At 56.3% G+C, this 19,143-nt stretch carries 20 protein-coding genes, 1 rRNA gene and 1 other RNA gene; 3 read left to right on the top strand and 19 right to left on the bottom strand.

Annotated elements, in window-relative coordinates; genetic code table 11:
* The 6 genes from DIT72_RS10405 to rsmI all read right to left on the bottom strand — a co-directional run bounded on the left by DIT72_RS10405 (position 1) and on the right by rsmI (position 5,242).
* Positions 1–1,740, bottom strand: coding sequence for a peptidoglycan D,D-transpeptidase FtsI family protein (locus DIT72_RS10405; RefSeq protein WP_135955184.1), 1,740 nt, complete (start codon positions 1,738–1,740; stop codon positions 1–3).
* Between the two features lie 30 nt (positions 1,741–1,770).
* Positions 1,771–2,178, bottom strand: a complete 408-nt coding sequence (ftsL, locus tag DIT72_RS10400; protein ID WP_135955183.1) for a cell division protein FtsL — start codon at positions 2,176–2,178, stop codon at positions 1,771–1,773.
* Positions 2,179–2,191: 13 nt separating this feature from the next.
* Entirely contained in the window at positions 2,192–3,172 is a 981-nt protein-coding gene (gene rsmH / locus DIT72_RS10395) for a 16S rRNA (cytosine(1402)-N(4))-methyltransferase RsmH (RefSeq protein WP_135955182.1), read from the bottom strand.
* On the bottom strand, positions 3,169–3,621 hold the full coding sequence (mraZ, locus tag DIT72_RS10390) for a division/cell wall cluster transcriptional repressor MraZ (RefSeq protein ID WP_135955181.1): 453 nt from the start codon (positions 3,619–3,621) through the stop codon (positions 3,169–3,171). The genes rsmH and mraZ overlap by 4 nt, the downstream gene beginning before the upstream one ends.
* Positions 3,622–3,926: 305 nt before the next feature.
* Positions 3,927–4,288: RNase P RNA component class A (rnpB, locus tag DIT72_RS10385), an RNA gene on the bottom strand.
* A gap of 87 nt (positions 4,289–4,375) precedes the next feature.
* Positions 4,376–5,242: a 16S rRNA (cytidine(1402)-2'-O)-methyltransferase gene (gene rsmI, locus DIT72_RS10380; protein WP_135955180.1), complete on the bottom strand. Its 867-nt coding sequence runs from the start codon at positions 5,240–5,242 to the stop codon at positions 4,376–4,378.
* A gap of 125 nt (positions 5,243–5,367) precedes the next feature.
* On the opposite strand from rsmI, the gene DIT72_RS10375 reads away from it, so the two are divergent.
* The 3 genes from DIT72_RS10375 to DIT72_RS10365 are packed head-to-tail and all read left to right on the top strand — an operon-like array spanning position 5,368 to position 8,279.
* Complete coding sequence (locus tag DIT72_RS10375) at positions 5,368–7,296, top strand: penicillin-binding protein activator (RefSeq protein ID WP_228260789.1); 1,929 nt, start codon at positions 5,368–5,370, stop codon at positions 7,294–7,296.
* Positions 7,297–7,311: 15 nt separating this feature from the next.
* The gene (locus tag DIT72_RS10370) at positions 7,312–7,686 is read left to right on the top strand and encodes a YraN family protein (protein ID WP_135955179.1); all 375 of its coding nucleotides are present in this window, start codon (positions 7,312–7,314) and stop codon (positions 7,684–7,686) included.
* Between the two features lie 2 nt (positions 7,687–7,688).
* Positions 7,689–8,279 (top strand): SIS domain-containing protein, encoded by a 591-nt coding sequence (locus DIT72_RS10365; RefSeq protein ID WP_135955178.1) that lies wholly within the window; start codon positions 7,689–7,691, stop codon positions 8,277–8,279.
* A gap of 72 nt (positions 8,280–8,351) precedes the next feature.
* On the opposite strand, the gene DIT72_RS10360 is transcribed toward DIT72_RS10365, so the two are convergent.
* The 13 genes from DIT72_RS10360 to rrf all read right to left on the bottom strand — a co-directional run.
* Positions 8,352–8,771, bottom strand: a complete 420-nt coding sequence (locus tag DIT72_RS10360; protein WP_169450014.1) for a ClpXP protease specificity-enhancing factor — start codon at positions 8,769–8,771, stop codon at positions 8,352–8,354.
* A 56-nt stretch (positions 8,772–8,827) separates the two neighbouring features.
* Positions 8,828–9,457, bottom strand: coding sequence for a glutathione S-transferase N-terminal domain-containing protein (locus DIT72_RS10355; protein WP_135955176.1), 630 nt, complete (start codon positions 9,455–9,457; stop codon positions 8,828–8,830).
* Positions 9,458–9,565: 108 nt separating this feature from the next.
* Positions 9,566–10,321, bottom strand: a complete 756-nt coding sequence (locus tag DIT72_RS10350; RefSeq protein ID WP_135955175.1) for a cytochrome c1 — start codon at positions 10,319–10,321, stop codon at positions 9,566–9,568.
* Complete coding sequence (locus DIT72_RS10345; RefSeq protein WP_135955174.1) at positions 10,321–11,553, bottom strand: cytochrome b; 1,233 nt, start codon at positions 11,551–11,553, stop codon at positions 10,321–10,323. The genes DIT72_RS10350 and DIT72_RS10345 overlap by 1 nt, the downstream gene beginning before the upstream one ends.
* Positions 11,553–12,149 carry a ubiquinol-cytochrome c reductase iron-sulfur subunit gene (petA, locus tag DIT72_RS10340; protein WP_135955173.1) on the bottom strand — a complete coding sequence of 199 codons (597 nt, stop codon included), beginning with the start codon at positions 12,147–12,149 and terminating at the stop codon, positions 11,553–11,555. The genes DIT72_RS10345 and petA overlap by 1 nt, the downstream gene beginning before the upstream one ends.
* A 240-nt stretch (positions 12,150–12,389) precedes the next feature.
* Positions 12,390–12,782: a 30S ribosomal protein S9 gene (gene rpsI / locus DIT72_RS10335; protein WP_135955172.1), complete on the bottom strand. Its 393-nt coding sequence runs from the start codon at positions 12,780–12,782 to the stop codon at positions 12,390–12,392.
* A gap of 12 nt (positions 12,783–12,794) precedes the next feature.
* Complete coding sequence (gene rplM, locus DIT72_RS10330) at positions 12,795–13,223, bottom strand: 50S ribosomal protein L13 (RefSeq protein ID WP_114613349.1); 429 nt, start codon at positions 13,221–13,223, stop codon at positions 12,795–12,797.
* A 243-nt stretch (positions 13,224–13,466) separates the two neighbouring features.
* Positions 13,467–14,255 (bottom strand): TatD family hydrolase, encoded by a 789-nt coding sequence (locus tag DIT72_RS10325; RefSeq protein WP_135955171.1) that lies wholly within the window; start codon positions 14,253–14,255, stop codon positions 13,467–13,469.
* A 16-nt stretch (positions 14,256–14,271) separates the two neighbouring features.
* The gene (prfC, locus tag DIT72_RS10320) at positions 14,272–15,852 is read right to left on the bottom strand and encodes a peptide chain release factor 3 (RefSeq protein WP_135955170.1); all 1,581 of its coding nucleotides are present in this window, start codon (positions 15,850–15,852) and stop codon (positions 14,272–14,274) included.
* A 96-nt stretch (positions 15,853–15,948) separates the two neighbouring features.
* Positions 15,949–16,455: a ribosomal protein S18-alanine N-acetyltransferase gene (gene rimI, locus DIT72_RS10315; protein WP_228260788.1), complete on the bottom strand. Its 507-nt coding sequence runs from the start codon at positions 16,453–16,455 to the stop codon at positions 15,949–15,951.
* 3 nt (positions 16,456–16,458) lie between these two features.
* Positions 16,459–17,274, bottom strand: a complete 816-nt coding sequence (locus DIT72_RS10310; protein WP_135955169.1) for a 2-isopropylmalate synthase — start codon at positions 17,272–17,274, stop codon at positions 16,459–16,461.
* A 28-nt stretch (positions 17,275–17,302) separates the two neighbouring features.
* Entirely contained in the window at positions 17,303–18,850 is a 1,548-nt protein-coding gene (locus DIT72_RS10305; RefSeq protein ID WP_135955168.1) for a 2-isopropylmalate synthase, read from the bottom strand.
* Positions 18,851–19,031: 181 nt separating this feature from the next.
* A 5S ribosomal RNA gene (gene rrf, locus DIT72_RS10300) occupies positions 19,032–19,143 on the bottom strand; the annotation flags it as partial.

Below are 19,143 nucleotides of genomic sequence, written 5' to 3'. Positions count from 1 at the left end.
CTAACCCCGCTCCCCGGAAGTCGGGCGCGGCTCTTTCGCCTTACCCAGTTCCAGTTCCGGCTTTACGTTCAGCAGCCGCAGTGCATCCCCCATCACACGGGCGAATACCGGTGCCGCCACTTCGCCACCGTAATATTCGCCAGACTGGGGAGCATCAACAGCCACTACTGTGACAATCCGGGGATTGTCGATCGGTGCCATACCGGCAAAAATTGCCTTGTACTGGCTATCTTCATAACCGTTCTTGCCGACCAGATGGACAGTTCCGGTTTTTCCGCCAGCGGAATAAAACCCCGGCTGGGCCCGTTTTCCGGTTCCGTTCTCCACCACCTCCCGCAACATTTCCCTGATCTGGAACGAGACGTCCTCGGAGAGAACCCGTTCCCCGACAGGTTTGTCGTTAGCCTTCAGCAGGCTCAGCGGATAGCGAATACCTCCATTTGCCAGCACCATGTAGGCCTGCGCAAGCTGAAGCGCATTGACACTCATGCCATAGCCATAAGAAAGAGTTGCCTCTTCAACGGGCCGCCATTTCGGTGGCGCGGGCAGAACACCGACGGCCTCGCCGGGAAACCCGATCCCCGTCGGCTGGCCCAGCCCCAGGCGAGCGTATAGTTCGCGTATGGCATCGCCACCCAACTCGGTGGCAATCTTGCTGATACCCACGTTGCTGGACTTTGCAATCACATCAGTCAGGCTGATCACGCCATAATTGCGATGATCCCGGATCGTAAAACGACCAAAGCGCCGAAACCCCGGCGCTGTATCTATGGTGCTTGTAGCCCTGAATTTTCCCGATTCCAGTGCCGCTGCCATCGAGACCGGCTTCATCGTGGATCCGGGTTCAAACAAATCGGTAATCGCCTTGTTCCGTAAACGGCCAGGGCTGAGCTGGCTGCGGTCATTGGGGTTATAGGACCCCTGATTCACCATGGCCAGAACTTCACCGGTTTCTACATCCAGCATCACCAGCGTCCCGCCCCTGGCATCATGAGCACCCACCACGGCCTTCAGCTCCCGGTAGGCCAGGTACTGCAGGCGCAAATCGATACTGAGCTCAAGACTGCGGCCGGGTTTTGCATCCCGAATCAGGGTCAGGTCCTTGATGACGCGCCCGCGATTGTCTTTAAGAACCCGCTTGCGGCCACTTTCACCGCTCAGCCACTGGTTATAGGCCAGCTCAATGCCTTCCTGTCCGCTTTCATCAATATTGGTAAACCCGACGACGTGAGCAGTCACCTCGCCAGCAGGATAATAACGGCGGTACTCCTGGCGGCTGTATATCCCCGGAATATCCATCGCCAACACCTGCCCGGCAGTTTCAGGCTGCAGTTTGCGACGCAGATAAATAAACTCCTTGCCCGCGTATTTGCGCAGGCGGTTTCGAAGTCTGGCTTCCTGAAGGCCCAGCAGCCGCGCCACATTTGTCAGTCGCGGTTCATCGGCATCAATTTCCGAAGGATTGGCCCATATGGTCTGGACCGGCGTACTCACTGCCAGCGACTCGCCATGACGGTCCGTCACCACGCCCCGGTGGGCGTCAATGCTTTCAACCCGTATGGTGCGCACATCGCCCTGTTCACGCAGGAACTCGTTGTCCACCACATGCAGGTCTACCAGGCGCCAGGCCAGGGCGCCCACTACCATCAGGAAAACACCCAGCACGGTGACGTAGCGCCAGGCTCCAAGCCCGGCAGCCAATTGCTGCCTCCATGTTGCTGCCTTCCCCTGGTCCGACAATGTCTTCACCTTACGGTTTGTTATTTTCGTTCAACGTGCCCCGACAAGGGGCGCCATCAGTGGTACCAATACGATGTCCTGCTTGCCGGGCACAACCATGTCGAAACGTTCTGAAGCCAACTGTTCCACCCGGCCATGTGCACTCAGCGCACTTTGCTCCAGCAACAACTGGCTCCACTCGCGCTGGTGATTGTCACGCTGCTCCTGCAGTTGCGACAGCGTATTGAACAGTTCCCGGTTCTCGTGAGCACTGACCACGACACCCAGCGATGACACCACCAGAAGTATCACCAGGCCAATGGAGATCAGCACACGCTTCTGCTGAAGCGCCGCGAAGACCTGCTGCGACAGCCTGACCGCCGTGGCCACTCCGTCCCTGACACGCTGCCTGTTGATTCGTGCTGTCTTTATTGGCCTTTCAATGGCTACCGCGCCCATGATTCCGCGCTCCCTACTTCTGTTGTTGCCTGTGTTGTTCCGGTATCCGTTCGAGAACACGCATAACCGCACTTCTCGCCCGCACGTTGTCACTTACTTCTTCTGTATCCGCCTTGTTGGCCTTGCCTATCAGCCGGAATGCCGATGCTTCCTGCTCAGCAGTCACCGGAACGCCTTTTGGCAGCCTCGGACCACGAGCCAGGTCCCGCATGAAGCGCTTGACCAGCCGGTCCTCCAGCGAGTGAAAGCTGATCACCACCAACCGTCCGCCGGGCATCAGCTTTTCAGCGGCAGCACTGAGCCCCGCCTCCAGGTCTTCCAGTTCCCGATTGATAAAAATCCGGATGGCCTGGAAAGTCCGCGTAGCCGGGTGCTTGTGCTTTTCTTTTTTTGGAACCGCCTCACTGACCAGTGATGCCAGTTGATGCGTTGTCTCAAGCGGAGTTTCCTTGCGTCGCTCCACAATGAGACGGGCGATACGACGGGAAAATCTTTCCTCACCGTATCGCCAGATAACGTAGGCAATGTCTTTTTCATCCGCTTCGGCCAGCCACTGCGCCGCACTGGGCGCCTGACCCGGATCCATCCTCATGTCCAGCGGACCATTCCGCATAAAGCTGAACCCCCTGGCAGCGTCATCCAGTTGCGGGGATGAAACACCTAGATCCAGCAATACGCCATTAACCTTCATCCAACCCTGGGCATCTGCAGCCGCGCCAAGTTCGGCAAAGGAGCCGTGAAATGGCTGGAAACGCGGATCCTCAAGCGCCAGCTCGCGGGCCGCCTCAATCGCCTCGGGATCCTTGTCGATGCCCAGCAGTTTTCCACCAGGACCAAGCTGCCCCAGAATCAAGCGGCTGTGGCCGCCGCGGCCGAAGGTGCCATCAATATAAACGCCATCCGGATCGCTGATCAGCAGGTCGACCGCCGAGTCCAGGAGCACAGATCGATGCCGGTACGGACCGGCCGGCTCCTGCTTGCGGTCGACGGTCATAATGACAATGCTTCCATCTCAGGTGGCATTTCTTCTTCATCCGAGGACTCGTCCAGCCAGGCGAACCAGCGCTCTTCGCTCCACAGTTCCAGCTTTTTACCCTGACCAATCAACATCAGTTTTTTCTCTAGCCGCGCATAACTGCGCAATGTGGGTGGCACCAGGATGCGACCGGCAGAATCCAGTTCCAGCGGTGTGGCATGACCCAACAACAGACGCTGTAGCCTGCGGGCCGCCTTGTTCATATTGGGAAGGGCTTCAATTTGTGGCCTCAGCGCCTCCCACTGCGGCTCCGGATACACCAGCAGGCAGCGCTCTTCATCGGCATTGGCGGTCAACACAATGCGACCACCGCAGGCATGCGCGAGCTCTTCACGCACCTTGGCGGGAATCGCAAGGCGACCCTTCGCATCCATATTGATGGCATGACTGCCAAGAAAATTGCTCATTCGCACCAATTCCGGGGTTCAGAAACCACAAATAACCACTAGAAACCACTTTTTCCCACTTGTGCACACTATAGAAACACGCAATACACAATGCAAGCGCCGCGAACAGCGCCACACTTGGAAAAGTTCCTTTTATGACAACAGGTTACGGAACAAGATTGGTGTCAGGCCGGAAATTACGGAAAAGAAAAACCCATAAATCAATCACCTGCGGACAGAACTGAAGCTGACAAGTGAGCTCTAAGATTTTTTGGCTATAAAAGTTAGCTGGTGAGAATGACGAATGTCAGATAAAGCGGAAAAGAAAAATGAGTTCGCCGGTAAGCCGGGTTCTGTCTGGGACAGTCATTCATCTAGGGCCTGCGTCGCCGCAGGCCTCAAGCGACCTACCCGAATCCAGCGCGGGCCGCGCCATGGGATTCCTATTTGGTCTTGCTCCAGGTGGGGTTTGCCATCGCCGTGAACTGTTGCCAGTCACGCGGTGCGCTCTTACCGCACCATTTCACCCTTACCGGTGACCGCGAGCGTGTCACGGCCACTTAGGCGGTATACTTTCTGTTGCACTTTCCGTCGGCTCACGCCGCCCAGGCGTTACCTGGCACCTTGCCCTGTGGAGCCCGGACTTTCCTCCCCCGGTAAAACCGGCGGCGACTGTCTGGCGAACTCGGGCGAGACCATACTCCAGCACAGGGTGGCAGGCAAGAAAAACCATTCCCTGGCAGTGGATTTCACGGGCGTGAATATACCGATGCCGCTACCCGGCCTTCAGCTCCAGCGCACGCTGATAGAGTTCGTTCTTGGAACTGCCCGTTAACTCCGCCGCCAACTTCGCTGCTTTCTTGACCGGCAGTTCCGTAAGCAACAACGCAAGCACACGGTCCACTTCCACCGAGCCGGCGGTTAGTTCTTCAGCACTGGCCCCATGGATCATCACTACGAACTCGCCGCGACTGCCATGAGGGTCTGCCTCAAGGCTCTCCCTCACACGGCCCACGGGACCGGCATAGAAAGTCTCGAAGGTTTTGGTGAGCTCCCGGGCCAGCACCAGTTCCCGCTCGCCCCCCATAACCCGCTCAATCTCCCTGACTGTTTCAACAATTCGATGTGGGGATTCATAGAATACCAGGGTTGCAGATTCTCCTGACAGACGCTCAAGTGCCGCTTTTCGCGCCCCCTGCCTGGATGGCAGGAAACCTTCAAAAAGAAACCGGTCCGTGGGCAAGCCGGCCGCACTTAACGCCGCAACGAGCGCGCAGGCGCCAGGCACCGGGCTGACCCGGAAGCCACGGGCCCGCGCCTCGCGCACCAGCACATAGCCGGGGTCGGAAATCAGCGGTGTACCAGCGTCTGAAATCAGCGCAACATCCTGGGAGGCTGCAAGCCTGTCCAGAACCAGCCCTGCCTTGTCCCGCTCATTATGGTCGTGCAGAGCCACCATCGGCTTGCGGACCCCCAGATACTGCAACAGCCGTCCGCTGTGCCGGGTGTCCTCTGCGGCAATCACAGACACCCGTGATAAAATAGCAGTGGCCCTCGGGGACATGTCTTCCAGATTACCGATGGGAGTAGCCACGATATAAAGTGTGCCAGACTGTCCTGGCGAGTCATTCTCCGGATCCACGAATACCTCTCTTTACCCCAGCGTATAACATCAACGTCATGTGAATTCGCGTGGGAGCTGTTAAACTTGCTGGCCTGATTAAGCAAACATTTTACGGCAAGCCCGGCGGGATCGGGGCTTCCGGCATGATGCCGCCGATTACCCGGCGCCACAAGCGTAATAACCCGGAGTATTGTGAACCAGCCATGAACAGATACCGCCTGAACCTGAGAATCACCGCCCTCCTTATGGCAATGGTACTACTGTTTGCCGGTTGCGCCAGCGTGAACCTGGAATCCCACGTCGCCGAGAGTGCCAGCGAGGCTCTTGACGTCGCAGCAAGCGAAGCAGACCGGCAGGAGGCACAGGCCTACCTGTTACGGGCGGCGGACAGGTTCCAGAACCGAAACCAGCACCGGGATGCCAGAACACTCCTGCAAAGCGACCAGTTTGACGCAGCCGACGAAGAAACGGAAAACCAGCGGATACTCCTGGCTCTGGCAAGTGCTGTGGCGCTGGATGACGCCCAATGGGCCGCGGATATCACATCTGCAATCGACCCGGATCATTTTCTGAACTACGACCGGAACCTGATCAGCCGGGCGGCAAGCCTGCAGGAGCAGGCCTATCGTCTTGCCGGGGACAACCTGGCAGCTGCCATCACCCTGATCCTGCTTGCAGAGGCGGACACTGAAGCTGACACTCAAACGCTCCATGACGCTATCTGGCAGAATCTGAAACGAACCCCGGATACCGAACTGGCGGATGAGAAGGGGCGCGCTATCGGCTACGAGGCCCAGGGCTGGCTCGAGCTGGCCGCGATTCTCAGGGAACCGGAGGACAACCTGGACGAACAGGGCAGGAGGATCCGTAACTGGCAGAATAACTGGCCAGAGCATCCCGCAGCCTCTACACCACCTGCTGAGCTGCAGCTTATTGCCAGCCTTGCCGAGTCCCGCCCCCAGCGGATCACACTCGCCGTTCCGCTCAGAGGGCCTCTGGCCAGTGCCGGCGCGGCAATCCGCGATGGTTTCTTTGCCGCCTACTATGAGGACGAGTCAGCGGATCGTGAAAAAATCAGCATCCGGGTCGTGGACACGTCCGATACCGCTTTCCCAGCGCTTTATGAAGATCTCGCCAATGACAATCAGGACCTGATTGTCGGCCCACTGGAAAAAGATGCGCTGTCGACACTCTCTGACATGGAGTCTCTGCCGGTTCCCGTTCTGGGGCTGAACTACCTGCCGTCCGACACAGAAGCACCGTCCGGGCTTTATCAGTTCGGGCTGTCCGCGGAAGACGAAGCACGGCAAATCGCCGACCGCATGACAGGCGAGAACATTGATCAGGTTCTTGTGCTGATCCCGGCGGGGGACTGGGGCGACCGGCTGGAAACGGCACTGCTCCGGCGTCTCGAACAGAACGGAGGTGTGGCCCTGGACATAGAGCGTTATTACCGTGAGGATAATCTGCGGGCTGTGACTGCCGATCTGCTGGGAATCACTGTCTCCCGCGACCGCGCCATTGATGTTGAACGCACGGCCGGCATCAATGTCGAGTTCGAACCCCGGCGCCGGCAGGATGCCGACGGCATCGTCATGGTTGCCGAGCCAACGCTCGCACGCCAGTTCAAGCCTTTATTCGCATTCTATTTTGGCGGCAACCTACCGGTATACTCCCCTTCCATGGTCTATGAGGGCAACCCGGATCCATCCCGGGACCGTGATCTGAATGGCGTTATTTTCACCGACACGCCCTGGATACTGGAAGACGACAACCAGTTCCGTGGCGCTGTAAGAGAAGCCATGCCCGATATCAGAGGACAGCTCGGCCGCCTGTTCGCCATGGGAGCGGACGCCTGGAATCTGAGCAAGCGTCTGCCTCTGCTAAGACAGGTTGAAGACGCAACCATTGACGGGCAGACAGGAAAGCTGTCCATGACGTCTGACGGCAGTATTCACCGGCAACAATTGTGGGCAAAATTCCGTAACGGTACACCCGAAAGGCTCCCTCCCCTGGAGCCATCCACCGTCGAAGAAACCCAGGAGACGGACGAATTTACCGGGCAGGAATAAAAGCAGGCTTCAGCCATGGAAGGCACTCGGAAAACCCGCAAGGCGACGGGAAATCAGGCGGAAGAAGTCGCAGCCCGCTACCTCATGAGCCGCGGCATCAGGATCCTTGAGCGAAACGTGTTCAGCCGCGGGGGCGAGATTGACCTTGTCGGAGTTGATGACGGAACCCTGGTATTTTTCGAGGTTCGCTTCCGCGGAAGGGGCAGCCTGACCGGGGCGGCAGAATCGATAACTCCCACAAAACAGAAACGGCTGATCAAAGCGGCCTCGTTCTATCTCCACAAACATGGTCTGTGGCACAGCTATAGCCGGATCGACGTTGTTGCGATCGCACCGGGCGAAAATACAAAATACCGGATACAATGGATCAGAAACGCGATTCAGGCCTGACTATGACGGATACCGAACAGCAGATAAATCAGTGGTTCGCCAATCACATGGAGCATACCGCACACACCGCCAGCTCAACAGCGCCCGGCATAGAGAGGGCCTCGGATGCTCTGGTCGGAGCCCTGCTCAGTGACGGTAAGATCATCGCCTGTGCCAATGGCAACGCCAACATTCTTGCCCAGTATTTCTGCACCGCGCTGCTCAATCGATTCGAGCAGGATCGCCCGGCACTACCGGCCATCAATCTTGGTGCGGATGCAACAACCTACTCTGCAATCTGCCGTGACAATCGTTTCAATGACACATTCTCCAGACAGGTTCGAGCCATCGGTAAAGCTAATGACCTGTTAATGGTCTTTGTAGACGATGGCCACAAGGCCAATCTGATACAGGCCATTCAGGCAGCTCATGACCGGGAAATGAACGTGGTGGTGCTCAGCGCCAAGGAAAAGACTGACATTACGTCACTACTGCACCCTGAAGACCATGAGATTGCACTGGACAACCTCTCGCCGACCGCTGCAACACCCGTCATGCTGGTGGTTATAAACGCCCTGTGTGGGCTGATCGACGAAAAACTCTTTGGCGGATAGCAAAAAAGCCAGCTGATTCCGGCAGCTGGCTTTCGCGGGTTCATCGCGATTTTCAGGACAGATTACGAAGGGCTATTTCACCACCTTGAGGGTTGGCCGGCCGGTGGGTCGATCCCCGCTTTGCCCACTGTCACCGGGCTTGTCCACATCCTTGCCTCCGGGACCTTCCGGATCTGGTGAGCCAGGCTCGCTGCCAAACACCATCCCCTCGCCGTTTTCCTTGGCGTAGACTGCCATAACCGCTTGCAGAGGGATAAACACCTGCATAGGCACGCCCCCGAAGCGGGCGCTGAACTCCAGTGCGCCGTTGCCAATCACCAGGCCACGGACCGCTCCCGGGCTGATGTTCAGCACTATCTGCCCATTGGCGACATGGTCAGTTGGCACCTGGACCCCCTGAATTCCCGCATCCACTACAATGTAGGGGGTGCAGTCATTATCGAGAATCCACTCGTTGAACGCCCTGACCAGATATGGCCGACTCGATGTCATGGTTATTTTGCTATCAGGCACTGCCTTTCTCCTGAACCGGTTTCAGGCTCTGAAAATCAACTGCGAATATCTTCTTCCAGGTCCGACAGGCTCGCCTTGAAGCCTTCACGACTGAAAATGCTTTCCATATACTTTTGAAGCGGCTTTGCCTGCTTCTCATTGAGCTCTATGCCCAGTGACGGCAAACGCCACAGAATCGGGGCAATGCAGCAGTCAACGATAGTGAACTCTTCCGAGAGGAAAAATGGCATTTCACCAAACAATGGCGCAGTCGCCAGCAGGCTCTCGCGAAGCTCCTTGCGCGCAACATCAGATGCCTTGGCATTAGGCTGGGCAAGAATCTGATCCACCAGCCCGCACCAATCTTTCTGGATGCGATGAATCATCAGCCGGCTGTTGGCCCGTGCGACCGGGTATACCGGCAGCAGTGGAGGATGAGGAAAACGCTCATCCAGATACTCCATCATGATGTTGGGCTCATAGAGTACCAGGTCACGATCCACCAGAGTCGGCAGGGCATTGTAGGGATTAAGATCGGCCAGCTCTGCCGGAGGGTTGTCCGGATCAACGTTCACGACGTCAACGGTTACGCCCTTTTCTGCCAGAACAATGCGGACTCTGTGGCTGTAATGACTGGCCGGGTCCGAGAAAAACGTCATTGATGACCTCTTGGTCACAACGCCCATAGAACTACCTCACGATTTGACTAACCGAATTGACCCTGAAAAACGCAAAAATCCAGCGGGCCGGCAACTGCCCGCTGGAACTCAGGGATAAGGATTATACCTGAAATCTCAGTGTACGTCCTTCCAGTATTCGCGATTAAGCAGGTAGGCAAAGACAAAGAAGATCGCCACGAAGATCAGGACAAACATACCAAGCCTTTCGCGCTCCACCTTTACCGGATCACCCATGTAGGACATGAAGTTGGTCAGGTCGTACATGGCAGCGTTGAATTCCGCCGGAGACATCGAGCCTTCGCTTTCCCACTCCGGGCAGATGTCCGCATTCCGGACATCCCCACTGAGAGGATCCACAGTTGCCTCCTCACCGATTCGCGGCTCAACGGCACACAGGCCCTGAAGGTCTGCCATGACGTGAGGCATGCCCACGTTTTCGAAGACCACATTATTCACACCCAGCGGGCGGTTATCATCTTTATAGAAGCCTCGCAGATAGGAATAGATCCAGTCTTCACCACGAAGGCGGGACTCCAGCGTCAGGTCGGGTGGCGGAGCACCAAACCAGTCAGCCGCCATGTCCTTGCTCATGGAATTCTTCATCAACTCGCCGATTTTCGCACCAGTAAAGATGAGATTTTCCTCATAAAGCTCCGGAGGAATACCCAGATCATCCGATACCCGTTTGTAACGGGCGTACTCCATGGAGTGACACCCCATACAGTAGTTGGTGAACAGGGCTGCGCCGCGCTGAAGCGACGCCTTATTGGTATGATCCGGCTCCATCGTGTCTAACTCGACGGATGGCGCAGCTGCCAACCCGAGAGCCGGCAGGATCACTATGAAAAGACCAACTATCAGCTTTCTCATTATCCTGTCACCCTCTCTGGAACTGGCTTGGTTTTCTCCATGCGCGTATAGAACGGCATCAGAATGAAGTAGAGGAAGTAGAACACCGTCAGAATCTGCGCAACGGTTGTACGGCCCTCTGTTGCCGGAACGATACCCAGGTACCCCAGGATGACAAAACTTACGGCAAAGATCGCCAGGGCAATCCTGCTCAGCCACCCCTTGTAGCGCATTGAGCGCACCGGACTCTTGTCGAGCCATGGCAGGACAAACAGTATGGCAATCGCTCCGCCCATGACCACGACACCCCAGAATTTTGCATCCAGACCAAAGAGGTCAACGGTAACCGCACGCAACATCGCGTAGAACGGTGTGAAGTACCACACTGGCGCGATGTGGTCCGGCGTCTTCAGCGGGTTGGCCGGCTCGAAGTTCGGTTTTTCAATGAACAGGCCTCCCATCTCCGGGAAGAAGAAGACCACGATGAAGAAGATAAAGAAGAATACGCCGACACCCATCAAATCATGAACAGTGTAATAGGGGTGGAACGGAATGCCGTCTTTGGGTATACCGTTTTCGTCCTTGTTCTTCTTGATGTCGATACCGTCAGGGTTGTTGGATCCCACTTCGTGCAATGCGAGGATATGCAGAACCACCAGGCCGAGCAGGACGATTGGCAGAGCGACCACATGCAACGCGAAGAACCTGTTCAGGGTAATGCCGGAAATCAGGTAGTCGCCGCGAATCCAGAGTGACAGGTCGTCACCGATCACTGGAATGGCACCGAACAGGTTCACGATTACCTGCGCACCCCAGTAGGACATCTGGCCCCAGGGCAGCAGATAGCCCATGAAGGCTTCCGCCATCAGTACCAGGTAGATCAGCATGCCGAAGAGCCAGATCAGTTCACGGGGCTTCTGGTATGAGCCGTACATCAGGCCGCGGAACATATGCAGATAAACCACGACAAAGAAGGCCGAAGCGCCCGTGGAGTGCAGATAGCGGAGCAACCAGCCCCACTCGACATCCCGCATGATGTATTCGACCGACGCGAAGGCACCCTCGCCGGTGGGATTGTAGCTCATGGTGAGCCAGATACCCGTGATCAGCTGATTGACAAGCACCAGCATCGCCAGGGAACCGAAGAAATACCACACGTTAAAGTTCTTGGGTGCGTAGTATTTACCCAGGTGCTTGTTCCACGCCTCGACAATTGGGAGACGCTCGTCTACCCAGTTCACTAATTTATTCATTACGCTGCCCCCTCAGGATCCAGACCGACGGTCAGGGTGTTTTCGTCGTCATAGCGATAGGGAGGCACCTGCAGGTTGGTGGGTGCCGGCTGATTCGGGTAGACGCGGCCGGCCAGGTCATACTTTGAGCCGTGACACGCGCAGTAAAATCCGCCAAGCCAGTCTTCGCCAAGATCAGCGGGCGCCACTTCAGGACGAAACTGGGGAGAACAACCCAAGTGTGTGCAGATACCAACAACGACTGCATACTCATCCTTGATGGCACGAAGCTCGCCTTCAATGTAAGGGGGCTGATCGGCCTCCTTCGAGAGAGGATCTTTGACCAGGTCGTTCAGCTCAAGAATGTTTTCATTCATGGCTTCGGTACGGCGAATGACCCACACCGGCTTGCCGCGCCACTCAACGGTCATCTGCTGACCGGGCTCCAGTTTACTGATATTGACGGTGACCGGTGCACCGGCTGCTTCCGCTTTCGCACTGGGGTTCCAGGATGCTACGAAAGGTACGGCCGCACCGACGACGCCGACACCACCCACCACTGACGTGGCACCGATCAGAAACCGGCGCCTGCCTTGGCTCACGTCGCCATTACTCATTATGGTTTTCTCCCATCAGGCGATACACAGCCTTGCCAACAGGGCGTCTGCATATCGAAAAGGACTTCTCTCAACCCAAAATTATAAGCGCTCAAATGGTAATGAAATTACCCCGCCCTTACAAGTCGGAAAGCTTTCAAGCCGGACCATTACCTGCTCCGGATCAAATTGGTATCATCTTTTTTCGTCCACAAAAAAACCCGGCCAATCGACCGGGTTTTCGGGTCTGTTCCAGCAAACTTAACGCTTGGAGAACTGAGGACGCTTACGCGCCTTGCGCAGACCAACCTTCTTACGCTCGACCTCACGGGCATCACGGGTAACATAACCCGCTTTGCGCATTGCAGGGCGCAGTGTCTCGTCATAATCCATCAGTGCGCGTGTCAGGCCGTGGCGAATCGCGCCGGCCTGGCCGCTGATACCACCACCCTTGACGGTGATATTGATGTCGAAACGATCGGTAGAGTCGGCGACAACCAGCGGCTGACGAACGATCATACGCAGGGTATCACGACCGAAGAACTGCTCGATGGTGCGACCGTTGATAGAGATGTTACCGCTTCCCGGCTTGATGAAAACCCGAGCCGTGGAGGTTTTGCGGCGACCAGTACCGTAATTTTGTGCTACAGACATATCCGCCTTCCGTTAAATGTCGAGTTCTTTGGGCTGCTGGGCTGCGTGAGGATGCTCAGCGCCGGCATAAATTTTCAGCTTCTTGAACATGGCGCGCCCGAGCGGACCATTGGGAAGCATGCCTTTGACAGACTTCTGGATAATTTGCTCCGGAGCCTTGTCGACCAGCTTCTCGAAGTTGATGGACTTGATTCCACCCGGAAAGCCGGTGTGACTGTAGTACATCTTGTCAGATGCCTTTTTGCCGGTAACCCGTACCTGACCTGCATTGATAACCACAATGTAATCACCAGTGTCGACATGAGGGGTGTACTCAGGCTTATGCTTGCCCCGCAGACGACGGGCGATTTCTGTTGACAGACGACCCAGCGTCTTGCCGGCTGCGTCTACAACGTACCAGTCACGTGTTACTGTTTCTGGTTTCGCACTCAGAGTCTTCATTGATTCCGCCTTGAACGCTATCTAAGAAACGTTAAAAATCACCACCGGTAAATGCTTGGCATCCGGAGGAGATCCTTTACCTGTATGTTAAGCGGCAGTGACATCATTCGGGGCTGAGATGATGGCATCGCCTTGAAAAGCCAGGGCGCGAAGTATATCCGAACCAAAAAAGAAAGCCAACCCTGAAGCGGGTTGTTTCGTTATTCACGTACCCTGTCCACGCCCTGGCAAAAAAGACACCCCCTAACGCTCGGATGCTCCGATTTCATTCCAGCCGTAAAGGCGCTGGACATTGCCAAGCAGCGAGTGCGCCAGATCCTCACGACCGGCATTACGCAACTCGGCGAGCGCGTTGAAAATCAGTGCCAGGCAAGCCGGCGAATTATCTCCCTGCGGCACTCCCTCTGGCGCCATATCCGGGGCATCTGTTTCCAGCACTAATGCGTCCACCGGCAATCGGGAAATGGTATCCCGCGTCTTCCGCGCGCGAGGGTGTGTGATAACACCACCGACACCGATAAAGCAGCCGAGGTCAATCAACTTGGAGGCCTGCTGATAACTGCCGGAAAACCCATGTACAAGTACCCTTCCCCGAAAGCGCTTACGGCGCAGCACCTCATAGACCTCGTCGTGGGTCTTCACCGAATGTATGACAAGCGGGAAGTGCGTCTGTGTTGCAATATCAACCTGAGCCTCGAACCAGGGGTACTGGTCCTTCAGGTCGCCTTTCAGACGATCGAGCCCACACTCCCCCAATGCAACGCAATGCCCTGGATGATCCACTAACGCGGCAAGCAGCGCACTGAGGTCATCATCGTTATGCTCAGCCACATACCAGGGATGAATCCCCAGGCAGTAGTACAACCCCTCATGCTCTGTCGCAACACGGCTCACCCTCCCCCAGTCTGAACGGCGAACGCCCGGAATGACCAGGTTGGACAGGCCGACACTGCGAGCCTCTTCGAGCACAGCCTCGCGACGCCCGTCGAATTCCGGGAAGTCGAAATGACAATGTGCGTCGATGAGCCTCATTCACCACTCCAGCTATTCAATGCTCCCGGGTTTTGTGGAAGCTGATGTCGGGATACCGCTCCTGGGCCAGCTGCAGGTTTACCATGGTTGGAGCGATGTAAGTCAGGCGATCACTGCCGTCCAGTGCCAGGAAATCGTTGGCCTTGCGCTCGAATTCATCGAGCTTGCGCTCGTCAGAAGCCGTGACCCAGCGGGCCGTCGCCACGTTGATAGGCTCATAGACCGCATCAACCTTGTATTCGCTTTTGAGACGACTGACAACCACATCGAACTGGAGCACACCAACGGCACCTACAATCAGATCGTTATTACGCAACGGGCGAAAAACCTGTACCGCCCCCTCTTCCGCAAGCTGGATCAGGCCTTTTTGCAGCTGCTTGGACTTGAGCGGATCCTTCAGGCGAATCCGCCTGAACAGTTCCGGCGCAAAGTTCGGGATGCCGGTGAACTTGAAATCCTCACCCGACGTGAATGTATCCCCCAGCTGAATCGTGCCGTGGTTGTGCAGGCCAATAATATCTCCGGCAAAGGCTTCGCCGGCATGCTCCCGGTCTCCCGCCATGAACGTCAGCGCATCGGAGAACCGGACTTCCTTGCCAATACGAACATGGCGGGCCTTCATGCCCTGATTGTATCGCCCCGACACAATCCTGAGAAACGCCACGCGATCGCGATGCTGCGGGTCCATGTTAGCCTGGATCTTGAAAACAAATCCCGAAAAAACATCCTCATCCGGCTTGACCAGACGCTGGTCGGTTTCCCGCGGCTGCGGTGGTGGCGCCCAATCCACCAGCCCGTCAAGCATATGATCGACACCGAAATTACCCAGGGCCGTGCCGAAAAACACCGGTGTCAGCTCGCCAGCCAGGAACGCCTCCAGATCAAACTCATGAGATGCCCCCTTTACCAGTTCGATTTCGCCCCTCAACTCATCCGCATAGGTACCAAGAACGCTATCCAGCTCCGGGTTATCAATACCGCTGATAACGCGCTTTTCCTGGATCATATGTCCCTGTCCGGACTGGTAGAGAATCACTTCATCGCGAGCCAGATGGTAAACGCCCTTGAAGTTTTTGCCCATTCCAATTGGCCAGGTGATCGGTGCGCAGGCAATTTTGAGCACATCCTCGACCTCGTCCATCAGTTCCACTGGGTCCCTGGTTTCGCGGTCCAGCTTGTTCATGAAGGTAAGAATCGGAGTGTCCCGCAGGCGGGTTACTTCCATCAGCTTGATGGTCCGCTCCTCGACGCCTTTTGCACTGTCGATCACCATCAGACAGGAGTCTACAGCGGTCAACGTCCGATACGTATCCTCGGAAAAGTCAGCATGGCCCGGCGTATCCAGCAGGTTAACCAGGCGGCCGCCATAAGGAAACTGCATCACCGAGGTGGTAACCGAGATACCACGCTCTTTTTCCATCTCCATCCAGTCAGACTTTGCGTGCTGACCGGACTTTTTACCTTTTACCGTGCCAGCCTTCTGAATGGCGTGGCCGAACAGGAGTACTTTTTCTGTAATCGTGGTTTTGCCGGCATCCGGATGCGAGATAATTGCAAAGGTGCGGCGATGTGATACTTCGCTGGCAAGGCTCGTCATAATTGGTAAAAACCTGAATCGGAGAGACTGAAAAATCGATTGCCATTATAAGGATAATAGCCTACTCACGCGAATGCGTGCCCATGCTGCCCGGAGCTAGGGTGGCCCGGGAAAGGCTGAACGATCATCGAGTGGCAGCGCCATCACCAATGCGTCTTCCCGCTCTGTCCCCCCGGGATAGTAACCTGGCCTGCGGCCAATAACCGAGAAGCCTTCACTGGCATACAGGTCCATCGCCCTGGTATTGCTGTCACGGACCTCCAGAAGAACCTGCGACATACCGTCCTGCGCGGATTCAGCAACCAGATGCCGCAGCAGGCATCGACCCGCACCCAACCTTCTCTGGCCAGTAGCCACACAAAGATTCAGGAGGTGGGCCTCATCTGCCATGTAGGCAACCACTGCATAACCTGACAACCTGTCGCCCACTTCCAGAGCCCAAAGCCGGTAATCCGGGCGAAAGCAGCCCCGGAAAATCGACTCGTTCCAGGGAAAGGAATAACCCTGACGTTCTATATCAAGCACTTCTGGCAGATCGTTCTGGCAAAGCTCCCTGATTGCCATATCAGCGATGTCGATCTTGTGATAAACATTCCGGAACACAGATCAGACTCCGAAAGCGAATTTGAGTTGCTGCCACAGTTCACGCTTGTAGGTCGGCACCGCTGCCAGTTCGGCCAGACTCCGGGGAAAATCAACGGCAGGCGCCCCCAGAGTACTGGCCAGCCATTCAGACCGGCCTGAAGGCACGTCACCTTTCAGGACTCCCAACAGCAGGAGTTTTCTGGAACCGAATTCTTTGCTGACCGAGCGAAGAATATGGCGGAAATCATCGTCACTATTACCAGGCACCCGCGGATTTCCGAAAACCGGCCAGCGGATGTGATGCGACTCCTTCACACCGGATTCCCCAAGCGACGCAAGGATATTTTCAGCCAATGTGTCCTGCAATCGTTCACTCGCATCCTCTGACACACTACTGACAAGAACCAGATGTTCTGACACCCAGAAGCCAAGGCGGGCCTCTATCCGCGCCTTCGGGTCGAGGTCTATGGACGCGTCCGGGGCAGGAAGTATCTGCTCCGGCGAAGGTTCATCCATATCGGCTGCCGGCGGCTCGACAGTGCCGGTAACGGCAGGCTCTGCCGTCTTGTCCGGCTCTGGCTCCGGAGTAGCCATTAATGCCTGTATACCGGCAAGGCGATCTTTGCCGGCACCACCGCTACCGGTACGTGGCATGGGTGGCATTGAGGAACGGGTGACTGTCAGATCGGATTCCGGCTCGGGCGCATCGTCAGAATCGGCCACCGGAAACTGGAATTCAGGACTGGGTGCCGCACCCGGCAAAGGCGCACGGGCGTACCACAGATGGATACCCGCCCTGCCCAGATAATACTGACGCTCTGCCTCTGACATCATCATTGCGCTGATCCGTTAACGACTTTGCTACTCAGACGTCAGCTCCCTGAGGGTGCTGACGCACACCGCCGCTGGTGATCAGGTTGAGGGCCTCAATATAAGCCTTTGCAGAGGCGATGATAATATCGGTGTCCGCCCCTACTCCGTTTACAATGCGGCCACCTCTCTCCAGGCGCACCGTGACTTCACCCTGCGCGTCGGTGCCACTGGTAATGTTGTTGACGGAATAGAGCTGGAGATTGCAACCGGAGTCCACCAGCGACTCAATGGCCTTGAACGTGGCATCCACCGGGCCACTGCCTTCGGCATCAACCTTGTGTTCCTTACCATCCATAAGCAGTGTCAGGGAGGCCTTGGGCACTACACCGGTCTCGGAGCAGACCTGCATGGTCACAAGCCCGTAGCGGCCTTCTTCTTCCTGGCGGGTGTGGCTGGCGATCGCCTGCAGATCTTCATCAAAAATCTCGTGCTTCAGATCCGCCAGGGCCTTGAAGCGGGTGAATGCCTCATTGAGTTCGGTTTCCGTCTCGAACTGGATCCCCAGTTCAAGCAGCCGGGAACGGAACGCATTACGCCCGGAGTGTTTACCAAGGACCAGACTGTTGGTATGCCAGCCTACATCCTCAGCCCGCATGATTTCATAGGTTTCCCGGTGCTTGAGCACGCCATCCTGATGAATACCCGATTCGTGGGCAAAGGCATTGGCGCCGACGATGGCCTTATTGGGCTGCACCGGAAAGCCTGTAATGGTAGATACAAGCCGGGACGCTGGAACAATATGGTGCGTATCAATGCGAGTATCGATGGTGTAGAGATCCTGGCGGGTTCTGACCGCCATCACCAACTCTTCCAGAGAGGCATTTCCAGCGCGCTCGCCCAGCCCGTTGATCGTGCACTCCACCTGACGGGCACCACTGCTTACCGCAGCCAGTGAATTTGCGACCGCAAGGCCGAGGTCATTATGGCAATGTACGGAAAAGATCGCTTTATCCGCATTGGGAACACGGTTGAGCAACTGACGGATGGTCTCGCCAAATTGCTCGGGAATGGCATACCCTACCGTGTCGGGAATATTGATAGTGGTTGCCCCGGCGTTAATCGCCGCTTCAATAATACGACACAGGAAGTCCAGGTCGGAGCGGCCGGCATCTTCGCAGGAAAACTCGACATCATCCACATGGCTACGTGCCCGCTTGACCGATCTGACCGCCTGTTCCACAACCTCATCAGGCTGCATCTGCAGCTTGTGCTTCATATGAATCGGTGAGGTGGCAATAAAGGTATGGATGCGACCACGCTCGGCCGGCCTGATCGCTTCCGCTGCCCGGTCGATATCTTTGTCCAGTGCCCGTGCCAGGCTGCAAATGGTCGAGCCCTTGATAGACTCCGCAATGCCTTTGACCGCTTCAAAGTCGCCCTGGCTGGCGATTGCAAAGCCCGCTTCGATCACATCAACCCGGAGTTTCTCAAGTATCTTCGCTATGCGTAGCTTTTCCGCCTTCGTCATGGTGGCGCCAGGGCTTTGTTCGCCATCGCGTAAAGTGGTATCAAAGATAACGAGGTGGTCTGTCGCAGGCATTAACGATCTCCGTCAGGACGATTTAACGATTGTTTTCCAGGAGTATATCACTGAGTCACTGGTGGAGGGGTAGTGAGCGTATCTCATGCCTGGTCACATAGAGCTGCACTGAACAGCGAATAATCGTATCCAAATAAAAAACCCCGTCAGCGTGTGCTGGCGGGGTTTTTTGGTATTAAGAGCCTGACGATGACCTACTCTCACATGGGCAGAAGCCACACTACCATCGGCGCTGGTCTGTTTCACGGCTGAGTTCGGGATGGGATCAGGTGGTTCCAGACCGCTATGGTCGT

It is taken from the genome of Marinobacter orientalis (assembly GCF_004792665.1).
Taxonomy (GTDB): domain Bacteria; phylum Pseudomonadota; class Gammaproteobacteria; order Pseudomonadales; family Oleiphilaceae; genus Marinobacter; species Marinobacter orientalis.
Note: the sequence above shows the minus strand (reverse complement) of the source record. Positions and strands in the feature narration are given on the sequence as shown.